The sequence below is a fragment of the Pseudarthrobacter raffinosi genome (genome assembly GCF_023913835.1).
Taxonomy (GTDB): Bacteria; Actinomycetota; Actinomycetes; order Actinomycetales; family Micrococcaceae; genus Arthrobacter; species Arthrobacter raffinosi.
This window is the reverse complement of sequence record NZ_JAMXBG010000001.1, coordinates 270,412-290,008: the sequence shown is the minus strand read 5'-3', so window position 1 is coordinate 290,008 and position 19,597 is coordinate 270,412. Positions and strand designations below refer to the sequence as shown.

The 19,597-nt window shown below is 65.6% G+C and carries 21 protein-coding genes; 14 read left to right on the top strand and 7 right to left on the bottom strand.

What is annotated here, in order from left to right; all coding sequences use genetic code 11:
- Nucleotides 1-88: 88 nt before the first annotated feature.
- Nucleotides 89-1,282 carry a serine hydrolase domain-containing protein gene (locus NG697_RS01335; RefSeq protein WP_252613400.1) on the top strand — a complete coding sequence of 398 codons (1,194 nt, stop codon included), beginning with the start codon at nt 89-91 and terminating at the stop codon, nt 1,280-1,282.
- 67 nt (nt 1,283-1,349) lie between these two features.
- A complete protein-coding gene (locus tag NG697_RS01330; protein ID WP_252599354.1) occupies nt 1,350-1,703 on the top strand; it encodes a GNAT family N-acetyltransferase in 354 nt (117 codons plus the stop codon).
- Between the two features lie 20 nt (nt 1,704-1,723).
- On the opposite strand, the gene NG697_RS01325 is transcribed toward NG697_RS01330, so the two are convergent.
- Nucleotides 1,724-2,872 carry an ROK family transcriptional regulator gene (locus NG697_RS01325; protein ID WP_252599353.1) on the bottom strand — a complete coding sequence of 383 codons (1,149 nt, stop codon included), beginning with the start codon at nt 2,870-2,872 and terminating at the stop codon, nt 1,724-1,726.
- A gap of 298 nt (nt 2,873-3,170) precedes the next feature.
- Between NG697_RS01325 and NG697_RS01320 the strand changes: the two genes are divergently transcribed.
- The 3 genes from NG697_RS01320 to NG697_RS01310 are packed head-to-tail and all read left to right on the top strand — an operon-like array spanning nt 3,171 to nt 6,510.
- Nucleotides 3,171-4,583, top strand: a complete 1,413-nt coding sequence (locus NG697_RS01320; RefSeq protein WP_252608843.1) for an ABC transporter substrate-binding protein — start codon at nt 3,171-3,173, stop codon at nt 4,581-4,583.
- A complete protein-coding gene (locus NG697_RS01315) occupies nt 4,580-5,581 on the top strand; it encodes a carbohydrate ABC transporter permease (RefSeq protein WP_252608841.1) in 1,002 nt (333 codons plus the stop codon). Before NG697_RS01320 ends, NG697_RS01315 begins: the two co-directional genes overlap by 4 nt.
- A complete protein-coding gene (locus NG697_RS01310) occupies nt 5,581-6,510 on the top strand; it encodes a carbohydrate ABC transporter permease (protein WP_252613398.1) in 930 nt (309 codons plus the stop codon). Before NG697_RS01315 ends, NG697_RS01310 begins: the two co-directional genes overlap by 1 nt.
- A gap of 150 nt (nt 6,511-6,660) precedes the next feature.
- Here the strand turns inward: NG697_RS01310 and NG697_RS01305 are convergent, their stop codons facing one another.
- Nucleotides 6,661-7,653 carry a Gfo/Idh/MocA family protein gene (locus tag NG697_RS01305; protein ID WP_252599349.1) on the bottom strand — a complete coding sequence of 331 codons (993 nt, stop codon included), beginning with the start codon at nt 7,651-7,653 and terminating at the stop codon, nt 6,661-6,663.
- A 116-nt stretch (nt 7,654-7,769) separates the two neighbouring features.
- On the opposite strand from NG697_RS01305, the gene NG697_RS01300 reads away from it, so the two are divergent.
- Genes NG697_RS01300 through NG697_RS01280 form a run of 5 tightly spaced genes read left to right on the top strand, consistent with a single transcriptional unit; the run spans nt 7,770 to nt 13,120 of the window.
- Entirely contained in the window at nt 7,770-8,834 is a 1,065-nt protein-coding gene (locus NG697_RS01300; protein ID WP_252599348.1) for a zinc-dependent alcohol dehydrogenase, read from the top strand.
- Nucleotides 8,831-9,628: a sugar phosphate isomerase/epimerase family protein gene (locus NG697_RS01295; RefSeq protein WP_252613396.1), complete on the top strand. Its 798-nt coding sequence runs from the start codon at nt 8,831-8,833 to the stop codon at nt 9,626-9,628. Before NG697_RS01300 ends, NG697_RS01295 begins: the two co-directional genes overlap by 4 nt.
- A complete protein-coding gene (locus NG697_RS01290; protein WP_252613394.1) occupies nt 9,625-10,953 on the top strand; it encodes an MGH1-like glycoside hydrolase domain-containing protein in 1,329 nt (442 codons plus the stop codon). The genes NG697_RS01295 and NG697_RS01290 overlap by 4 nt, the downstream gene beginning before the upstream one ends.
- Nucleotides 10,950-12,857, top strand: coding sequence for a glycogen debranching N-terminal domain-containing protein (locus NG697_RS01285; protein ID WP_252613392.1), 1,908 nt, complete (start codon nt 10,950-10,952; stop codon nt 12,855-12,857). Before NG697_RS01290 ends, NG697_RS01285 begins: the two co-directional genes overlap by 4 nt.
- A 47-nt stretch (nt 12,858-12,904) precedes the next feature.
- Nucleotides 12,905-13,120 carry a hypothetical protein gene (locus tag NG697_RS01280; RefSeq protein ID WP_252599342.1) on the top strand — a complete coding sequence of 72 codons (216 nt, stop codon included), beginning with the start codon at nt 12,905-12,907 and terminating at the stop codon, nt 13,118-13,120.
- A 77-nt stretch (nt 13,121-13,197) separates the two neighbouring features.
- Here the strand turns inward: NG697_RS01280 and NG697_RS01275 are convergent, their stop codons facing one another.
- Nucleotides 13,198-14,382: a metallophosphoesterase family protein gene (locus NG697_RS01275; protein ID WP_252608831.1), complete on the bottom strand. Its 1,185-nt coding sequence runs from the start codon at nt 14,380-14,382 to the stop codon at nt 13,198-13,200.
- A gap of 144 nt (nt 14,383-14,526) precedes the next feature.
- Here NG697_RS01275 and NG697_RS01270 point away from each other — a divergent pair, with 144 nt between their 5' ends.
- Complete coding sequence (locus tag NG697_RS01270; protein WP_252613390.1) at nt 14,527-14,994, top strand: SRPBCC family protein; 468 nt, start codon at nt 14,527-14,529, stop codon at nt 14,992-14,994.
- A 33-nt stretch (nt 14,995-15,027) separates the two neighbouring features.
- On the opposite strand, the gene NG697_RS01265 is transcribed toward NG697_RS01270, so the two are convergent.
- The gene (locus NG697_RS01265; protein WP_308216164.1) at nt 15,028-15,399 is read right to left on the bottom strand and encodes a mycothiol transferase; all 372 of its coding nucleotides are present in this window, start codon (nt 15,397-15,399) and stop codon (nt 15,028-15,030) included.
- Nucleotides 15,400-15,437: 38 nt separating this feature from the next.
- Here NG697_RS01265 and NG697_RS01260 point away from each other — a divergent pair, with 38 nt between their 5' ends.
- Complete coding sequence (locus NG697_RS01260) at nt 15,438-15,761, top strand: hypothetical protein (protein ID WP_104062533.1); 324 nt, start codon at nt 15,438-15,440, stop codon at nt 15,759-15,761.
- Nucleotides 15,762-15,826: 65 nt separating this feature from the next.
- On the opposite strand, the gene NG697_RS01255 is transcribed toward NG697_RS01260, so the two are convergent.
- Both NG697_RS01255 and NG697_RS01250 read right to left on the bottom strand, forming a co-directional pair.
- Nucleotides 15,827-16,144: a hypothetical protein gene (locus NG697_RS01255; protein WP_252613388.1), complete on the bottom strand. Its 318-nt coding sequence runs from the start codon at nt 16,142-16,144 to the stop codon at nt 15,827-15,829.
- 179 nt (nt 16,145-16,323) lie between these two features.
- Nucleotides 16,324-17,481, bottom strand: a complete 1,158-nt coding sequence (locus tag NG697_RS01250) for a glutamate--cysteine ligase (protein WP_252599335.1) — start codon at nt 17,479-17,481, stop codon at nt 16,324-16,326.
- Between the two features lie 315 nt (nt 17,482-17,796).
- Here NG697_RS01250 and NG697_RS01245 point away from each other — a divergent pair, with 315 nt between their 5' ends.
- Nucleotides 17,797-18,177 (top strand): VOC family protein, encoded by a 381-nt coding sequence (locus tag NG697_RS01245; RefSeq protein ID WP_248762184.1) that lies wholly within the window; start codon nt 17,797-17,799, stop codon nt 18,175-18,177.
- 134 nt (nt 18,178-18,311) lie between these two features.
- Nucleotides 18,312-18,635, top strand: a complete 324-nt coding sequence (locus NG697_RS01240) for an iron chaperone (protein WP_252613386.1) — start codon at nt 18,312-18,314, stop codon at nt 18,633-18,635.
- A gap of 12 nt (nt 18,636-18,647) precedes the next feature.
- Here NG697_RS01240 and NG697_RS01235 read toward each other — a convergent pair whose 3' ends face one another.
- The gene (locus tag NG697_RS01235; RefSeq protein WP_252613383.1) at nt 18,648-19,082 is read right to left on the bottom strand and encodes a nuclear transport factor 2 family protein; all 435 of its coding nucleotides are present in this window, start codon (nt 19,080-19,082) and stop codon (nt 18,648-18,650) included.
- Nucleotides 19,083-19,597: the final 515 nt, after the last annotated feature.

Below are 19,597 nucleotides of genomic sequence, written 5' to 3'. Positions count from 1 at the left end.
GTTTTGCCCTGAGGAATATCGAAGGTGCCGGGGCAGTTGGCGGTCTCTTGGGAGTTCAGTTGCTGACCGGCCCCGTGAAGGGACGTGGGTGCAGGCAGTCGTTCATGGATTCAGCTCCTCCGGCCTTGCGGTCGCCGTGGCAGCGGCCGCGCTGCTGGCCTCGCTCGCAGGCTGCACCAGCGCCCCGGATCCGCCAGATCAGCAGTCCCCGACTGTTCTATCCTCTCCGGCGACGGCGACGGCGACGGCCCCGAAGACGCGGGCCTTTGTTGCTGTGCTGGAAAAGTACAGCGAGGAAATGCGCGCAAGAGGAGCGACGGCCGTCATCATCCAGCTGAAGTCAAGGCTGGGCGAATGGTCCTCGGCCGAAGGCATCCGCAGCCTTGAAACCCAGGAACCCGTGCAGTTGAGTGACCAGACCCATATCGGCGACATCACCACCACCATGGTGGCGGTGTCCGTCATGAAGCTGGTGGAGGAGGGAAAAGTCCTTCTGGATGACCCTATCCAGAAGTACCTGCCGGACTTCGAGAACATCATCAAGCCGCCTGGACCCATCACCATACGCAGCCTCCTCAGCCACCGGTCCGGGATGCCCGACTATTGGGTATCGCCCATCCACATAGTTGACGGGCCCTTCACCCATGAACAACGTGTGTCGCTCGTTGCGGGCATGCCCTGGACCGGCGGATCGGGCAGCCTGTACAGCTACTCCGGCACGAATTATTCGGCGTCAGCCCTCCTCGTCGAGAAGCTGCGGGGCAAGGACATCGGAGAGGTCATTCACGACGACAACGTGGTGCCCTTGGCGCTGCAGGACACCCTGATGACGGGGGAGCAGCCGGGCCCGCAGCGGATGCTCCACGGCTACACCCGGACGGAAACCGGCGAGCTGGAGGACAAAGCGCTCGCTCCTTTCCACACCGGTTCCCCCGACACCGGGATGATTTCCACCGTCCCGGAACTCAACACCTATTTCGCGGCCCTGCAGAAAGGGACCCTGCTGACGCTCCAAAGCGTGCAGGAGATGCATCATCCAAAGTACGAAACGTTCGGCCTTGGCCTTGTGAGGCAGTACGACGAGTGCTCCAATAATGACTATTTTGGCCATGTCGGCGTGGTGCGGGGATATGCGGCACTCGCGCTGATCAGCGCAGACGGGTCCCGGCAGGTGGCCATGGCGGTGGCCCGTGAACCCGTCCCGGACCCCGTTGGTTTCGAAGACTGGCGGTCGCTCGAGATGGCCGAAGCAGCCGTGAACGCGCTCAATTTGGCCTGTTAGCGGGAGACGAAATAAGGGCGGGGGTACCGAGGTTAGGCTGTACGAGAAGCCGAACCGAGGAGATCCCGTGCACGATGTCACCATCCGCCACAACCCGGAGCGCCAGCGCTTCGAAGTGCTGACCGGCGGGAACGTCATTGGTAAAGCCGTGTACAAGGAGTACGACGGCGGCGGCTCGCCGCAGCGGATTTTCTACCACACGGTGATCAATGAGGAATACGGCGGCCAGGGACTTGCGGGCAAGCTCGCCAAGGTGGCGCTCAATGAAACGGTTGAGGAGGGCCGCGCCATCGTCCCGGTCTGCCCCTTCATCAAGAAGTACGTCCGCAAGCACCCGGATTACGCGGTGGCCGCGGTGGCCATCACGCCGGTGCACCTGGAGTTCTTGAACACCGCATTGGCCCCGCGCGCTCGGGCGTAGCGGTCAGTTGCCGGCCGCGCTCAGCCGAGCCGGGCGTTGACCGCGGAAGCAGAGAAAACTTGGTTCACCAACAGGGAGGACATCCCGCGGATTCCGGCGTCTTCGCCCAGGGCTGCAAGCCGGACGTCAAGGTGACGCGTGGCCCGGGGTAGCGACATGGGGTACAGCGTTTCGCGGATGCCGCCGATCAGCGAGGACGAGGCAAGGTCTCCGGCAATGAGCAGGACTGCGGGGTTAAGCAGGCACACCACGGTGGCCATCACTTCGCCCAGCCGCCGGCCCGCTTCGTGTGTCAGCCGCATGGTGTCGACGTTTCCCGCCAGCAGCTGCTGGCGCACATCCCGCCCTGAGGAAGCCTCGATGCCGAGGCCTGCGAGCTCGCGGGCGATGGCGCCTCCGCTGGCTCCCGCGGCCAGGCAGCCGAAGGACCCGCATTGGCACCGCAGCCCAGCGAAAGCAGGATGGCGGACATGGCCTATGTCGCCCGCGCCGCCGTCGACGCCTTGGTAGATCTGCCCGCCGATGACCAGCCCCGTGCCGATGCCGGTGGAAACCTTCACCAGGCAGAGTGAGGTGACGCCGGCAAAGCCCGCGCTGTATTCGCCGACAGCCATCGCGTCCGCGTCGTTTTCCACCAGGACCGGAACCGGGAACGCGTCCTGGATGAACTCCACGATCGGGTAGGCGTCCCAGCCTGGCATGATGGGCGGCTGGCTGGGCCGGAGGGTGTGCGGATCCACCGGGCCGGGGATGGAGACGCCCACCCCCGAGACCTTCGACGCCGGCGTCTTGGACCGCTTAAGGAGTCTGTGTCCCGCTTCGATGATGCCGTGCAGGACTTTCTCCGGTCCGTCGTCGACCGCAATATCCAGGGGCTCATCGGCCACGATGGCCCCGCTGAGGTCGGTGAGGGCGACGCGGGTGGAGGTTGTTTCAACCGACGCTGAAATCGTGCAGGAGTGCTGGAGGTTGAAGGCCAGGTCAGTGGGGCGGCGTCCGCCGGATGGCCTGGCAGTGCCGGCCTCGCGGATCAGTTCGGCCTTCAGGAGCGCATCCACGCGCTGTGCCACCGTCATGCGGGACATGCCCGTTTCCTCCTGGAGGTCCCCGCGCGTCCGGGCTTTACCCGACCGGATCAGTTGAAGGACGTCCCCTGGTCCCACGTACATCTGCGGCTCCTACGGTTGAAAGGCACTTTGGCAATCCTAGGTGCTCCTGAGGTGGAGGAGGCACAACCTGCTTGCGCCCGTGTCGATTGACTCTGCAGCTAATGCTAGACAGCTAGACAACATTTGGATAGCCTTTAGGCACAAGTCCCGGCTTTGTGACTGCGCTCACGGCCGGGAAGTTTTTCAGTACCTGTTTGCTGGCCCGGCCGAAGCGGTCCGGGCCAGACGGAAACGGGGGCCCAGCGCGCGAATCCGCGGCACCGTTTCCGGGGCCGCCGAAGACAGGAGCATCGAAGTGATGAGAACCAGAGGCCGCTCACAAGTGGCCGTGATTGCGGCAGCGTCGCTGACCATGGCAATGCTGGCAGGCTGCACACCCAACGAAGGTTCGAATGGCGGCCAAACCACTGGCGGCACGCAGGCGATCACCGTCTGGACGGCGGACACCCTGCCGGATCGCGTCGCCAAAACGGAGGAGATCATCGCCAAGTTCACCGCCGCCACGGGCGTTCAGGTTGACCTGGTGGGCGTGCCGGAGGACCAGTTCAACCAGGTCCTGACCTCATCCGCTGCAGCCGGGGACCTCCCGGATGTCATCGGCTCCATTTCACTTGCGCAGGTCCGCACGCTCGCCGCTAACGACCTGGTGGACCCCGCAAGCAACAAGGCGGTCATCGAGAGCCTGGGTGCAAGCACATTCTCCGAGCGGGCCCTCGAGCTGACGCGGGACGGCGACCAGCAGCTGTCGGTCCCCGACTCCTCCTGGCAGCAGCTCCTCTACTATCGGAAAGACCTCTTCGACAAGGCCGGCATTGCGGCACCGAAGACCTATGACGACATCAAGGCAGCGGCGCAAAAGCTGGACACCCCGCAGCTCGCAGGCCTTGCGGCAGCCAATAAGCCCGGCGAGGCGTTTACCCAGCAGACCTTCGAACATATTGCGCAGGGCAACGGGTGTGAAATGGTCAATGCCCAGGGGGACATCACTTTTGACAGCCCCGAGTGTGTGGGTGCCCTTGAGTTCTACCGCGACATGCTGACCCAGTACTCGGTTCCGGGCGCCCAGGATGTGGACACGGTCCGCGCTTCCTACTTCGCCGGCCAGGCAGCCATGGCTATATGGTCCACCTTCATCCTGGACGAGATGGCCGGCCTGCGTGACAACGCCAAGCCCACGTGCCCGGAGTGCGTTGCCGATCCTGCCTTCCTCGCCAAGAACACGGGCGTCGTAACAGGCATCCAGGGACCCGACGGCGAGCAGCCAGCCCAGTTCGGCGAGATTGTGTCCTGGACAGTCATGAAGGACTCTGCCTCGGATTCCGCGAAGAAGTTCGTGGAGTACTTTATGACCGACGGCTATGTTGACTGGCTGTCCATCGCCCCCGAAGGCAGGCTTCCGGTCCGTGCGGGAACGGCGGACAAGCCGACTGAATACTCGGACAAGTGGAAGACCATGCCCGCCGGTGTGGACCGGAAAGAACCTCTGGGCAACTTCTACTCCGAGGACGTCCTTTCAATCCTTGAGCAGGGTCCGGATGACCTGAAGCGCTGGGGCATCACCCAGGGCCAGGGCGACCTGGTGGGCGCAGCCTTGGGCGAACTGCCCATCGCCAAGGCGGTCAGCGACGTCACTTCCGGCGGAGTCGATCCTGAAACCGCAGCCAAGCAGGCCGCGGAATCCCTTCGCTCCATCCAGGGTTCGCTGAAGTGAGTTCGGTCAAAAAAGACGTTCCTGCCGGGCCGGCGGCATCAGCCGCCGGCCCGCGGGGGCGCCGCATGCTTTCACCGATGGCCAGGGAGGAGCAGCGGGCCGGACTTACGTTGCTTTCGCCCACGCTGGTCCTGGTCCTGGTCATGGTGGTTCTCCCGATCCTCTGGACCCTGCTGCTTGCGTTCCAGCGAGTGCGGATCCTGAATATCCGTGCCGCCGGCATCTTCGGCCCGTATACGGTGGCCAACTTCGACAGCGTGTTCTCGAGCAGCTTCTTCACGTCGCTCGGCACTACGCTGGCCTACTCCATCTTCGGCACCGCTGGGGCGATCATCCTGGGGCTGATCGCGGCACTGGCCCTCCGGAAGCCGTTCAAGGGCAGGACCCTGATCCGCGCGTCCATGCTGATCCCTTACGTATCACCCATCGTGGCCGTGACATTTACCTGGACCACCATGCTGGATCCGCAGTTTGGCCTCATCAACTATTGGGGAAAGCAGCTGCTCGGCTGGGAGGAATCCATCCCGTTCCTCAGCGAGCGGGCCAGGGAAGTCTCCTTCCTCGGCCTGAACTTCGAAATCCCCACAGCACTGATTGCCGTTATCGTTTTTGAAATGTGGCGGTCCTTCCCGTTCGCCTTCCTGTTCCTCACTGCCCGGATCAACGCTATTCCGGACAGCTTGGAGGAGGCCGCCAGGGTGGACGGGGCAACCCCCATCCAGCGCTTTGTCCACATCATCCTTCCGCAACTGTTGCCCACCATCGCCATGCTGTCCGTCCTGCGGTTCATCTGGACGTTCAACAGCTTTGATGACATCTACCTGCTCACCGGCGGTGGCGGCGGCACCGAAGTGGTGGCCGTGACCGTGTTCAACTTCCTGACCGCGCGCGGCGATATCGGTGCCGCGTCTGCCCAGGCGCTGGTGCTGGCCGTAATCCTCGGCCTGATGGTCGGAATCTACATCAAATTCTTCGGCAAGAAAGAGGAGGTCTCCTAATGGCTGTCCCCGTCGAAACGAGACGCCCGGCCTCCCCGTCCCGGCCCCCGGAGGGTTCGCGCTGGACGCGGGACGTGATCGAGACCAAGGTCTTCGGTGTGCTCCGCTGGGTAGTGATCGTGGGCCTGGTGCTGGTGACGCTGTTCCCGTTCTACTACATGTTCATCCTCTCCATCAGGCCCCTTGACTCGCTGCTGCGCGATCCCGGCTCGCTGGCCATTCCGTTCGGCGAACTCGATTGGAGTTCCTACCGCAACATCATGACTCCGCAAGAGGACGGCGGCCAAGGCTTCCTGAGGTTCATGGGCAACAGTGCCATGGTGGCGCTGGGAACGGTGCTGATTTCGCTGCTGGTGGCCATTCCAGGCTCCTACGCCATCAGCCGGCTGAACTTCTTCGGCCGCCGCCAGATCAGTGCGCTGTTCCTGGCCGTGTATCTGTTCCCCAGCATCCTGCTGGCCATCCCGCTGTTCACCTTCTTCACGCGGCTCGGCCTGCGCGGCCAGCTGGTGGCGCTGCTCATCGTGTACGTGGCCCAGGTCATCCCGGTCACCATCTACATGCTGCGCAATTACTTCGACACCATTCCCACCAGCCTGGAGGAAGCCGCGGCCCTGGACGGCTGCAGCAGGCTCGGCGTGCTGCGCCGTATCAGCCTGCCGCTGGCCATGCCGGCCATCATTTCCAACGGCCTGTTCGTGTTCATGATCGCGTGGAACGAGTTCCTCTTCGCCCTGCTGTTCCTGGTGAACACCCGTTCCAACTGGACCGTCTCGCTGGGCCTGTCCCAGCTGGCCGGCAGCATTGAAGTGCCCACCACCGTGCTGATGGCCGGTTCGGTGATCCTCACGCTGCCCATCATCATCATCTTCTTCGCTGCTGAGCGGCTCCTCACCGAGGGCCTCACTGCCGGCGCGGAGAAAGGATAATGGCGGGCGATTCGGCCGCAAGGCCGGGCACTCCGACTACTGGACGCCGTCCTGCCCGGGCAACTGGACAACGGCATGGTGCCGCACATGCGGTACGGCGGCGCCGGCCCGGACACCTGGCTGGGCCCGGCGCCTGCAAACCGCGCCACATTACGCGTTCGGCAGGATCTCGGCCAGCGGGACCCGCCGTTGTTCGAGGGCGGAGAGGGCCACCGCCTCAACCAGCGCCTGGACGTGTACTGCCCGCTCCACATCGACTGTTACCGGGGTGCCCAGCCGGACGGCGTCTGCGAACTCCCGCCGCAGGGCAGGCCAGCATTCGGAGTGGTCCATCCCCTCGGTGGTGTAGTCCAGGCTGCCGGCTGTTGAATAGACGCTGAGCGTGGTTCTGGGCCGGGGCAGCCGAACGGAGCCGGACAGGCACGCCTGGCCGGTGGCGCCGTCACGGTGGAATGTGGTCAGCGTGACATAGTCTTTGCTGCCTTCGGCGCGGACTGCCTGGATCGGTCCGGCGGCGAGTTCCATGAGGTCCAGCAGGTGCGGGCCCAGGTCGTACAGCACGCCCAGCTCGTCGCGCCAGCCTTGGCTGGCTTTGCCGGCCGGGAATCCGGTGTTGAGGAATCCTCCGTCAAGGAATCCGCCGTGGAGGTACGTGCCGGTGATGCCGAGGACGGCCGCTTCGCTGCGCAGTTCCGTCGCCTCCGCGAGGAAGCTGCGGGTCCGTTGGTGGTAGCGCTTGGTAAGGACGACGGCGTTTGCCGCCTTGTTGCGGCGTACGGCGTCCGCCACGGCTACTGCCTGCTGCAAGGAGGCGCCCAGCGGTTTCTCGAGCAGGAGTGCCAGGCCGGCGTCGGCGGCGCGTGGGGCCAGTTCGGCCTGCACCGGGGGCGGCACGGCGAAGTCGACGGCCTCGCAGGACGCGAGCAGCTCTTCGAACGTGCCGAAAGCCCGCACGCCGTGCTTCGCTGCAAGCGTCTCGGCGGTGCTCCCGCTCGCGGACCACACGCCTGCAAGTTCGGTCTCGGCGCCTGCGCTGTGCAGTGGTGCGTGCATGGTTGCGGCCCATTGGCCGGCGCCCACCAGCCCGACTTTCACAGCCGGATAGCAGGCAGGGGATTGACTCGCGGAGGCGTCGGAAACCATGTGATGAAGATACTGCAGATTCTGCCTAACGTCTATACACAAGTAGGCTAGTTGTTATGCTAATGTCGTTTGCATCACAGTCCTAGCCACCTCACCTACCTAAGGATCGATCCGAAGTGTCCCGCTTCCTCCGCATGGCCGCGCCGCGCAGCGTCGCCGTGATCGACCAGCCTTCCGTTCCGCTCGAAGCCGGTCAGGCGCGGGTGCGGACCATCTATTCCGGCATCTCGGCGGGCACCGAGCTCACTGCCTACCGCGGCACCAACCCCTACCTGACATCCATCTGGGACCCCGCGTCGCGGCTGTTCGAGCCCGGGCTGGAGGCCCCTGGGTATCCGCTGGATGGCTGGGGATATTCCGAAGTCGGCGAAGTGGTGGAGCTGGCGCCACCCGCAGGACAGGCGGTGGACACCGTTGATGCCGATCCTCCCGTGCAGGTGGGCGACATGGTCTGGGGGATCTGGGGCCACCGGGACGAGGGCGTTCTCGCGGCAGAATCACTGCGGGGCCACGTGCTGCCGGAAGGGATGGATCCCCTCGCCGGCGCGTTCGTGCGGGTTGGCGCAATCGCCCTGAGTGCCGTGCTGGCCGCGGACCTGGGCCCCGGCTCCACCGTGGCCATCTTTGGCCAGGGCGTCATCGGACTGCTTGCCACCCGCTTCGCAGTGCTTAACGGGGCAAAGGTGATCGCCGTGGACGGAATCCAGGCCCGCCGCCGGCGTGCCCTCGAATGGGGTGCCCTGCATGCCCTCGGCCCCGCCCCGGAACTGGCAGGGGACATCCGGCGCATCACCAGCGGTGCCGGCGTGGATGTGGCCATCGAGCTCAGCGGAAACTACCGTGCACTGCACGAAGCCACCCGGGCGGTAGGTGCCGACGGCACCGTCATCGCCGCCGGCTTCTATCAGGGCGAAGCCGCCGGTGTCCGGTTCGGTGAGGAGTTCCACCATAACCGGGTTCAGCTCCTCGCTTCCCAGATCGGCTCCGTTCCTAACCGGCTCCGCTCCCGCTGGACCGTGCCCCGGCTGCAGCAGACCGTGGTGGACCACCTCGCGGACGGCCGGGTGAACGCGCCGGCGCTGGTAACCCACACCTTTTCCCTGGCGGATTCCGCCAAAGCCTACGAACTCCTGGACACGGACCCGGAGTCCGCCCTCCAGGTGGTATTGGAGTTCCCATGACCCTCATCACCGTCCAGGAGCAGCACCTGCCCGGTACCAGCCTGGAAGAGAAATTCGACCAAGCGCTTGCCTGGGGCTTCGACGGCATCGAACTGCGGTCCGCCGGCGGGCTGCGGTTCCAGGCGCGCCTGCCGGAACTGCGCCGGGCCCGGGATGCCGGTGTGGTCATGCCTACCGCCTGCGTGGAGATGCCCCACTTTGTCGGAGCCTTCGACGACGAACTGCGGAAGGACGCCGTCGTCCAGCTCAAATCGCAGCTGAGCGTTATGGCCGAGATCGGCGGCCGGGGCGTCATGACGCCGGCCTCCTACGGCATGTTCTCCAAGCGCCTTCCTCCATTCATCCCGTCGCGCTCCGAGGAAGAGGACACCGCCGTGCTGGTGGAATCATTCACGGAGCTTGGCGAGCATGCGGCCGCCGAAGGGGTGGAGATCTATCTTGAACCCCTGAACCGCTATGAGGACCACATGATCAACACCCTCGCCGACGGCGTGCGGCTGCTGACGCTTGTGGGCCTGGACGCCGTACGCCTGGCTCCGGACACCTATCACATGAACATTGAGGAAAGCGACCCTGCAGCGGCCCTCCAGGACGCCGCCGGATACATCGGCCACATTCAAGCAAGCGATTCCAACCGCCTCGAACCCGGTGCCGGGCACATCGACTGGGCCCTCTTTGGTGCGACGCTGAAATCCATCGGCTACCAGGGCACAGTGGCCCTGGAATCCCGGCTGTCCGGACCGGCGGAGGAAGTCCTTCCCCGGGTGCCCTCCCTGTTGGGGCGATACCTGTGACGGCCGTTTCGGGGACCAGCGACGGCGGGTCATCAGTAGTGGCCGAGCTGATCGCCGCGCGCTCCACGGCGGTGCTGGAGGCCAACTGGCGCACGACTTACACGGTTCCGGCCGCCGGCCTCTATCCCCACCAGTGGAGCTGGGATTCGTCCTTCATTGCCATGGGCCTCAGCCGGATCTCACCCCGCCGCGCGGGCCAGGAGATGGATGCCCTCTTCGCCGGCCAGTGGGATGACGGCCGGCTGCCGCAGATCATCTTCGATCCCCACCGGGACGAGGACTACGCCCCGGGGGCATCGTTCTGGCAGTCCCGCCTCATTCCCGGCTCCCCGAAGCAGGTGGAGACAGCAGGCTTGGTCCAGCCGCCAAACCATTCGTGGGCTGTCTGGAAAATCCACCAGGCCGACCCCGCCGAATCCCGCCGCCGGTCCTTCCTGGAGCGGAACTATTCCAAGCTGGTCCACTGGCACGAATACCTGTCCGGCCGCCGCGACCGCGGCGGGTCCGGCTTGGCCTGCATCGTGCACCCCTGGGAGTCCGGCACGGACAATTCGCCGCTGTGGGACACGGTGATGAAACGGATCCCGACGGACAACAAAACCGATCTGAACCGGCCCGACCTGCAGCACGCCGACGCCGGCGAGCGGCCCAGCCAGAAGGAGTACGGCAAATACTTCTGGATGGCTGAGCGCTACCGGGACCACGGCTGCGACGACGCCGATGCGGACTACCCGTTCCTGATGGAGGATCCGCTGTTCAACACGCTGCTGGCGGTGTCGGAGCTGGCCCTGGCGGACATTGCCGCCGAGGTGGGCCTGCCCGGCGAGGCCCACCGAAACCGGGCGCAACAGATCACCGAAGCGCTGGAGGACCTGTACGTCCCGGAACTGGGCTGCTACTCAGCCCGCGACATCACCGATGGAACAGTGGTCAAGAAGGCGACCATCAACGGCCTGATCCCGCTCCTGCTGCCTGGACAGGTCCACACCGACGCCCTGCTGGAGACCCTGAACGGACCCCGCTTCATGGACGGGCGCGCCCTGATGGTGCCCAGCTACGATGCCACGGCCGTGGACCACAATCCGGCCCTGTACTGGCGCGGCCCGGCCTGGTTCAACATGTCCTGGATGGTCGCGGAGGCGCTGGACAGGCTTGGCCACACCGACCAGGCGGCGTTCCTTCGGGGCAATATCGGCAGGCTCGCAGCGGAGCACAACTTCCCCGAGTACGTAGACCCCTGGACCGGAGCCGCGCACGGGACCCGCAGATTCAGCTGGACCGCCGCGCTGGCCCTGGAAACCACCTATCATCGGAGCACGCCATGACCGCCGTTGCACCCCCGTCCGCCGCCTCGGTCCTCGTGGCCCACGGCGCCATGATGCGCGGCGCTGCCGACGGAAGCGTGGGCCGGGCAGACGCACCCGCGCAGGGAACCGAAGGCCTCTACATTGCCGATACGCGCCTGCTGTCCCGTTGGATCCTGGAGATCAACGACTCCACCTTCTGGGATGTGGGCAGCGTCCGTGAACCGGGCCGCCGCGAGACCGCCCTCAGTCCGGCGGCACGGCGGAACCAGACGCACGACCTCTTCGTCCTCCGGACCCAGGAGCTGGACGCCGGAGGCCTCACCGATACCCTGCGCATCCGCAACCTTGGCCGGGAGCCAATCACCGCCCGCCTGGTCCTGCGGGCCGGCACAGACTTCGCGGACCAGTTCACCGTCCGCACCGACGGCCGGATCTTCGATCTCAGCGCCGCCGCCAGCAGCATGGACGTCCACGACGACGGCTCGCTGGCCTTCGATTACAGCCACACTTTCCGGGGCCGGACCTTCCAGGCCGGCGTCCGCCTGGCCGCGAGCATCCCGCCAACGGTCCGCAGGGAGCCTGCCGACGGGCGCTTCGTCGGCGCCGCCCTGTCCTGGGATCTGGCGCTGGCAGCGGGCGAGACGCAGGCCCTGACTGTTTCTGCGGTCGCCAGTGGCGGGCAGGCACCCCCGACGGTTCCGGCCGCCGTCGTACGTTCCGGCGATGGGCTGACCGCCTTGGCGCGCCAGAGCCTGAAAGACCTTGATTCGCTGCTGATGCCCTGCCCCGTCAAGCCCGAACTGACCATCCCCGCGGCCGGGCTGCCCTGGTTCCTCACGCTCTTCGGCCGGGATTCCCTGCTGGCGTCGATGCTCACGCGTGAAGAATGCCCGCAGCTGCTGGGCGATGTGCTCCGCGCGTTGGCTGCAACGCAGGGAACAGCGGATGATCCGGCGCGGGTGGAGCAGCCAGGGAAGATTGTCCACGAGGTGCGCGTGAGCGAGCTGGCCCAGCTGGGTGCCGTTCCCTACGGCCGCTACTACGGCACGGTGGACTCCACCCCGCTGTTCCTGATGGCGATGGGGCAAGTGGAGGATCCCGTGCTGCTCCGCGACCTGGAGCAGCCCGCCCGGGCCGCCGTCGAGTGGATCCTCGGCGACGGCGGCCTGAAGGACACCGGGTTTGTTCGCTACACCCCGGACCCCGCGGGCCTGCTCCACCAAGGCTGGAAGGACTCGTTCGACGCCGTGGCCGGAGCCGACGGCCGCGAACCGGTGGGCGCCATCGCCCTTGCCGAAGTGCAGGGCTACACCTGGCGCGGCCTCAGGGAATGCGCCCGCCTTGCAGCCGAGCAATGGGATGACCAGGCCTGGGTAGGCACCCTTCACGGGCTCGCCGAGGAGCTGAAGCTCCGGTTCCGGGACGCGTTCTGGATGGACAACCAGAACTTTCCCGCCCTGGCCGTGGACGGTGAAGGCCAGCAGGTTGACGCGCTGGCTTCCAATGCCGGCCACCTGCTGTGGGCGGGGATCCTCGATGCCGACGACGCCCGTGCGGTCGCTTCCCGGTTGCTCCGGGACGATTTCTTCACCGGGTGGGGGATCCGGACCCTCGCCGAAGGCCAGCACTATTACCACCCGATGTCCTATCACAACGGCTCCGTCTGGCCGCATGACAGCATGCTGGCCGCGGAGGGAATGGCAGCCTACGGGCTGACCGACCAGGCACGGGCCGTGGCAGCGGGGATCCGGGAGGCGGCCGCGCACTTTGGCAACAGCTTGCCGGAACTGTTCGGCGGGTTCTCGCGGGCGGATTTCCCTGTGCCGGTTACGTACCATCACGCAGGTTCGCCGCAGGCCTGGGCTGCGGCCGCGGGCCTGGCCGCTGTCCGCCTGACCAGTAGCTTCGAGCGGGCGGACTAGGAAAAGCGCACGGGGTGCGATGCCGCCACCGGGCTTATCGTGGAAGTATGGACTCTCCAAAGGCGCAGCTGTACTTGGATATCACAGCTAAAGGCCTGTGCCTGCTGGGCGTCGCGCTGATGATCTTCGGCCAGGGTGGATGGTTCTACGTGGGCGTCGCCACCGTGGTCCTGGGCGTGCTGTTCATCGGCGCCTCGCTGATGGCCACCCGCAACCTGCGGCACAGGGGATGGGACGGCAGAAACCGGCCAACAGCCGGATAGCCCGCCCCACCCCCTCGCCCGCCAGTCCCGCCGGAGCCACACGGAGCGGCACCCAGTCCTCGCCGACGGTAGCGTCCCTAGGCCTGGGCCGGGTCCAGTGGCCGGGGAGCGATCGGCTGGTCGTTGGCCGTCAGGTCGATGCCCATGTCCTTGGCGAAGACCAGCCGGGTGTCCTTGTAGATTCCGGGGTGGTTCTCATCCAGCTCAAAGACCCGGGCGCCGCGCAGGCGATTCCGTTCAGCGCCGGGGAGCCCATAGGCGCCGAATCCGGTTCCGGGGGCGTAGCCGAGCTGCACCCCGTAGTAGTTGCCCACGTAGGTATTGACGTGATCGTGGCCCACAAAGTAGCCGAGCACATCCCCGCGTTCCAGGAAGGCGCTGAACAGGCCGGAGTTGATGGGGCCGGGGCACTCGTCCTCGTTCCGTTCGCCGACGATGTTGTGCTTCGTGCGGGCCCGGGTGTGATCGGCGTCCGTCCGCGAGTCGAGGCTGGCGAACCACATGTTGCGGTGCTCGTGGAGCGCAATGTGGCCCCACATGAGGGAGGGGACCTTCTTGCCGTACTTCTGCTCGGTGGCGATGGACAGGCTGCGGTACCAGGTGACCTGGTCCATGCGTACCCAGTCCCAGTCGGGGTAGCCTTCGAAGTCCTGTCCATTGATGGCGTCCGGGGCATATCGGCCGGTGTCGATGAGCCACAGGCCGAAGGCCGGCTCCTTGGACTTGGCCGACTGCACGAGCAGCAGCGAGTTCGACGTCCCGGTGAGCCCCGGCGTGGAGTCGCCGTTCATGTTGAATTCGTAGGTCTGCAGAAACTGCAGCATTTTGGCCTCGGTCATGCCCGTCCGTGCCACGGAATCTTCGTCGTGGTTGCCGAACGTGACGGCCCAGGGGATCTGCCGGTGCTCCATGGGCTGGACCACGTGGTTGAGTGCCTGCTTGACCTCCAGCTCAGAGTCGCAGCCGCCGTTGATCACATCGCCGTTGATCACCACGAAGTCCGGCTTCTCCGCGTCCAGGGTCTTGTCCATGAGCTCGATGGTGCGGCGGTCCGTTTGCTCGTCGTCCTGGGTGTCGTTGAACTGGATCACTTTGAAGCCGCCGTCTGGGCGGAATGCGAGGGTGGGCTTGGGTGCCTTCGCTCCCGGTGCCGCGTAGCTTCCGGCTGCTGCGGCCACTGTCAGTCCCAGCGCGCCAAGGGTTCCGGCGGCGGCCAGCGCGGCCCGCCGGCTGAGGGTGGGCTGGTGGATTCCGGTGGTCATCGATGCCTCTTTCACTGATGCGGCCGTACCTCCGGCCGTCGATCCTGCGACAGTACGCAAGACAGGTATCGGGTTCCGGAACACTTGGTGAACGCCACATGCGGGACTCGCTGAATATCGGCTCCCTCCACCTACGATTGCGGCATGTCAACTTACGAAGTCACTCGCAGCGCCCTTATTCCTGCCCCTGCGGAAGACGTGTTTCCGCTGGTCAACAGCTTCCTGGAGTGGACCAAATGGTCGCCCTGGGAGAACGTGGATCGGGAACTCAACCGCTCGTATTCGGGCAGTGACGCCGGTGTGGGGGCCAAGTATGCCTGGAGCGGCAACCGCAAAGCAGGCAGCGGAAACATGGAGATCGTCGAGTCGGATGCTCCCCGGAGTATCAAGGTCCGCCTTGAGTTCACAAAGCCGTTCAAGGCTGTGAATCCCACCACGTTTACGTTCACACCGGCCGACGGCGGGACCCAGGTCACGTGGCGGATGACCGGCGAGAACAAGGGGCTCGCGAAGATTTTCGCCATGATCGTGAACATGGACAAGATGGTCGGCGGCGACTTCGAGCGCGGGCTGGCCGCCCTCTCGGCCGCCGCGACGGTCAACAAGGCTTGACCCGGCGCTGCTGACGCCGGCGCTTGCCCGGCGTCAGCCGTTGAGGATCTGCTCGCGCAGAATATCGGCGTGCCCGCAATGCTGGGCGAACTCCCGCAGCACATGCAGGTACACCCAATGCAGCGGGAGCGGGCCGCGGCGGTTGCCGCGCAGCACGTCGTCGAGCTCCAACAACGACGTCGCCTCGCGCGATGCCTCGCAAGCCTCCCGGTGCGCGCGACGGACGCTGGCGATGGTGTCCTGGTCCGTGAGGATGAACGACTCGTCAGGTGTTGGGCGCGCACGGGCTGGCGGATGGCGTTCTCGGCGAACGCGGCTGAAGGAGCAGACATCCCCGAAGTATTGCAGGCAGGGGTCGCGGGCAATGCGCCGCTCGCTGGGGAAGGCCCGACGTCGGCCGCTCACCCATGGTGATCGCCGCGCCGCGCGCCTATGGTGAAGTCATGTCTGATTCCTTTTCGTCCTTCGTGGACACCTTCAAAAACATTGGCGTCACCAAGGCCTATGGCCCGGCCGTCCAGGTGGGCGGGGAAGAAATCATCCCGGTTGCACTGGTGTCCTTCGGGTTCGGGGGAGGCGGCGAAGCCGGTGACGGTGCCTCCGGCGGGGGTGGCGGCGGAATGGTGCTGCCGCTGGGTGTGTACCGGACCGTCGGCGGCCGCGCGGCGTTTCGCCCCAACACAGTGGTCACCCTGATGTGCCTGGTCCCGGTGATCCTGGCCGCCGGCGCAGCTGGGGCCCGGGCTATCCGCGCCGCGCGGTCCTAGCCGTACTGCCCGGTCAGAAGCCTGCCCCGCAGCCTGCCCAGAAGCCCGCCTGACCGGAGGGGCGACTAGCCGGAGACTCGGCGGTCGCGCGCCTGGCGTGCCAGCCGGATGAATCCATAGACGAAGACGGCCTCGACCAGCACCATCAGCCCGAGCAGCAGCCACTGCCCCTGCGCGATGAAGACCACCGCGCCGGTGAGGACCAGCATGGTTCCCAGCGCCAGCGCGTACACGGCGAAGCCGAGGGCCACGTTGGCGCTGCGCACACCCGTCCGGAAGCCAAAGCCCACCGGTTCGCCACCGGGATAGCCAGCCACACGGTCCGGGACTGCGGGCTTGAGCCTGTCGAATTCGGCCCAGGGATCCGGGTCCTGATTGCTCATGCTTCCATTATCCCGCGGTTCCCGGCCCGCTTGCGGCCGACGGATTCTGCTCAATCATTCGACGGCGGCACGCGGGCGCCCCCGGAAATCCAGCCCGCCCCGAAGGGTGGAAGTTGATGATTGAGCAGAATCCGACGCGAGGCCGAGGGCGCGCGGGCTTGCTCTATCACGTCTGGTGGCTAAACCACCTGGTTGGGGACCAGAAGTGACAGGTCAACCGGGGTGAGCGGCTCGTAGATGGCGGGTTCCTGGTGGGTAACCACGACGGCGTCGCTCACCACGTCTGCCAGCCGGCCGTGGCGCGCGTAGGCCTGCCGCTGCAGCCTGGCGCCGGTTCCGTTGGCGAAGATCCGGTGCAGGGATTCCTCGACGTAGGCTGCATCGCCCGCCTCGACCAAGGCGTCGCGGACATGGTGGTGGAGCGCGGCGATGACATTGCGCGCGGACTCCGGCTTGTGGGTCAGCGGGTGGAGCAGTTCGCCCTGGATTCCCCACCGGCTGGCCAGCCAGGCCCCCTGGCGCAGGATGATGGCCGGAACCATGTCCGGCTCCTGGCCGGATTTCCATTCCCGGGCAGCGGTCTCCACCAGGCCCCGCACCAGGGCGGCGATCAGGACGGTGTCGCGGGGATCGAGGCAAACATCGGATACCCGGATCTCCACGGTGGGGTGGCGGGCGGAGAGGCGGGCGTCAAAATCAGGGTTGTTGACTACGCCCGTGGCAGCCAGGTCCGCCACGCGCTGGTGGTAGGCCTGCGCCGAGCCGAAGATTTCCGTCGGCCCGGCCGAGGACCAGCGATTCCAGGCCTGCGTGCGGAAGCTTGCATAGCCGCTGTCAGCGCCGTCCCAGAACGGTGAATTGGAGCTTAACGCCATCAGCGGCGGCAGCCAGGACCTGATCCGGTCCAGGATTGCGACGCCTTCCTCATCGGAGTCGACGGAGACATGGATGTGGCATCCGCAGGTCAGCTGCTCACGGGCTGTCAGGGCGAACTTTTCCAGCAGCGCGTCATAGCGGGGGTTGCTGGTGGAATGGGGTGTCACTGCCAACGGGGACGTGGCAAGCGCGGCGATTCTGGCGCCGACTTTCCGGGCAAGCGAGTCCGCGTAGGCGCGGCCTGACAGGATTTCGGCGGAGAGTCCGCTCAGGGTGCTGTGCGGGTGGGTGATCACTTCGAGCTGTTCCTGGTGAAGCTCGACGGCGAGCGCCGGGTGCGTGGAAAGGTCCGCCGGTTCGCCCGGGTCCTGGAGGCGCAGCAGGTCTGCTGCCAGGGGCAGGGGACTGCCGTTGGAGGGATCAACGATCAGGAATTCTTCTTCAACACCAAAAGTACGCACTAGCTAAGTGTGCGGCAACAACAGCGGCCCCGGATGCCATACTTGTTCCCGGCATCCGTGGGGCCTCCGGGAGGGACGCTCGAAGCGGTAGAAATCCCCTATATCCGCGAGTGCCCTTTCAGTTCCATAATGGCCACATAGGCTTCGGGGATCCTCTCGCTGATGATGGCTGGCGCGGCGCAGGAGAGTCCCAGGTGGCCGCTCCGGCACTTGGCGTAACGGGCGGCCACGCGGCACCGGACAACGGGGTTCCGGAACCGCCTCCGGGGGAGAGCATCGCCATCAACGCGAAAGCAAGGCACAAAGGAAATCATCATGCTCAAGGATCGAACCATTATGGCTGTTCTCGCTGCGAAGGACATCAACAGGGCGAAGGATTTCTATCGGGACAAGCTGGGGCTGGAACCGTCCGATTCCATGGAGGACGACAGCCTGTTTTACAGCGGCGGCAACGGAACGGGTTTCCTGATTTACCAGACGGAGAATGCCGGGACGGCCAAGAACACCCAGATGGGCTGGGAAACGGACAACCTCGAAGCCGAGATGGAGGAACTGCGGGGCCGCGGGGTCGTCTTTGAAGACTACGATTTCCCCGGCCTGAAGACGGAGAACGGCGTTGCGGATAACGACTGGGGGAAGTCCGCCTGGTTCCTGGACAGCGAAGGGAACATTCTCAACATCTCCCAGCGCAAGTAGCCAGCCGCAGGGCTGATTGGCGCACGAAGGGGCCGCACTTGCCGCGAAGGCAGGTGCGGCCCCTCGCGCCACGCTCAGGAATAGCGCGTCACGCTCAGGAATAGAATGGGTGCCATGGGCTCCGTTGACATTCCTTGGCCGATCTTCCTGAGCCGGACCGCGGCTGCCTGCAACATGTGATCGATGTTGCAAGGGCCGTTGTGCCGGAGGCCGAGCAGGGGATGAGCTACGGGATGCCGGCCCTGAAATTTGAGGGAAAGCCTCTCGTGGGCGTCGTCCGGGCAGGCAAGCACCTCTCCGTCTTCCCGTTTTCCCCGGCGGTGATTGACGCCGTCGCCGGCCGGCTTGAAGGGTACTCCCTGTCCAAAGGGACCATCCGGTTCACGGCGGCGCATCCCCTCCCCAACGACGTGCTGGAGGACATCGTCCGGCTGCGCCGTGCCGAGATCCTCAAGTAGGGCCGGCGCCGATCAGTGTTTGGACAATTCCGGAAGCAGCCCGAGCTGTCCCAGGAAGTCCATCTGGTCAAAGTAGAAGTGGTGCGATGTGATCAGGCCGCCCTCGACCCTGGCGATGTCGCAGCTTCTGACCCTGACCTGTTTGCCCGTGGCCGGCAGGGTTTCGCCGGAAGGCAGGCTCAACGGCCCGGTGTTGGTTCCGGCGACGAAACCCTCATCGATAGCCACATTCCCGGCCTCATGTTTATCGGCGTACTCATACGTGACGTCCGGCAGCGCTTCCCAGAAATGGAAGAGGTAGTTGGTGATTCCCTCCCGCCCGGTGAGCTCGCCTTCATCAGGGGTGAAGGCCACGGCGTCCTCGGCGTAGCACCCCGCTAGTGTTTCCTTGTCCTTTGCTGCCATGGCCGTGGTTAAGCGGTCCATGACCTCGCGTGCCTGTCCCATTTCGACCTCCATGTGTTGAGGGCGGCCGCACGGAAGCGTGGGCCGCTTCGTGATTTGTCCCTGCAATCACAGGCGCCATTTTAAGTACACGTCCGCCGTAGAGGAGTGTCAACGAACGGGGATGCCCTCTGTGAATACCGCGGAGGAAGAGGCAGCCAATGGGCACGGAAACAGTTGAGGCAGTTCTCCGTGACGGCTCAACCATCCCCGTCACGGTTCAGGGAGACGGACCCGGAGTCCTCCTGCCGGTCAGCCTGGCGCCCCACACCGCGGCGGAGGCGGAGACGCTGCGCCAGTGGGGCGGGGACCCGGACCTGGGACCAAACCTCATCAACGGACTGGCACCAACCAACCGGGTGATAGCCGCGTACTACGAAGCGCACCGCATGGCCCACCCGGCGCCGCAGACGCTTCACCCCGGGGAACATCGCGAAGGATCTGCTGGCAATTGCCGATGCCGCCGGCGTCGACCGTTTTGCCTACTACGGCTACTCCTGGCTGGCGCTGTGCGGCCT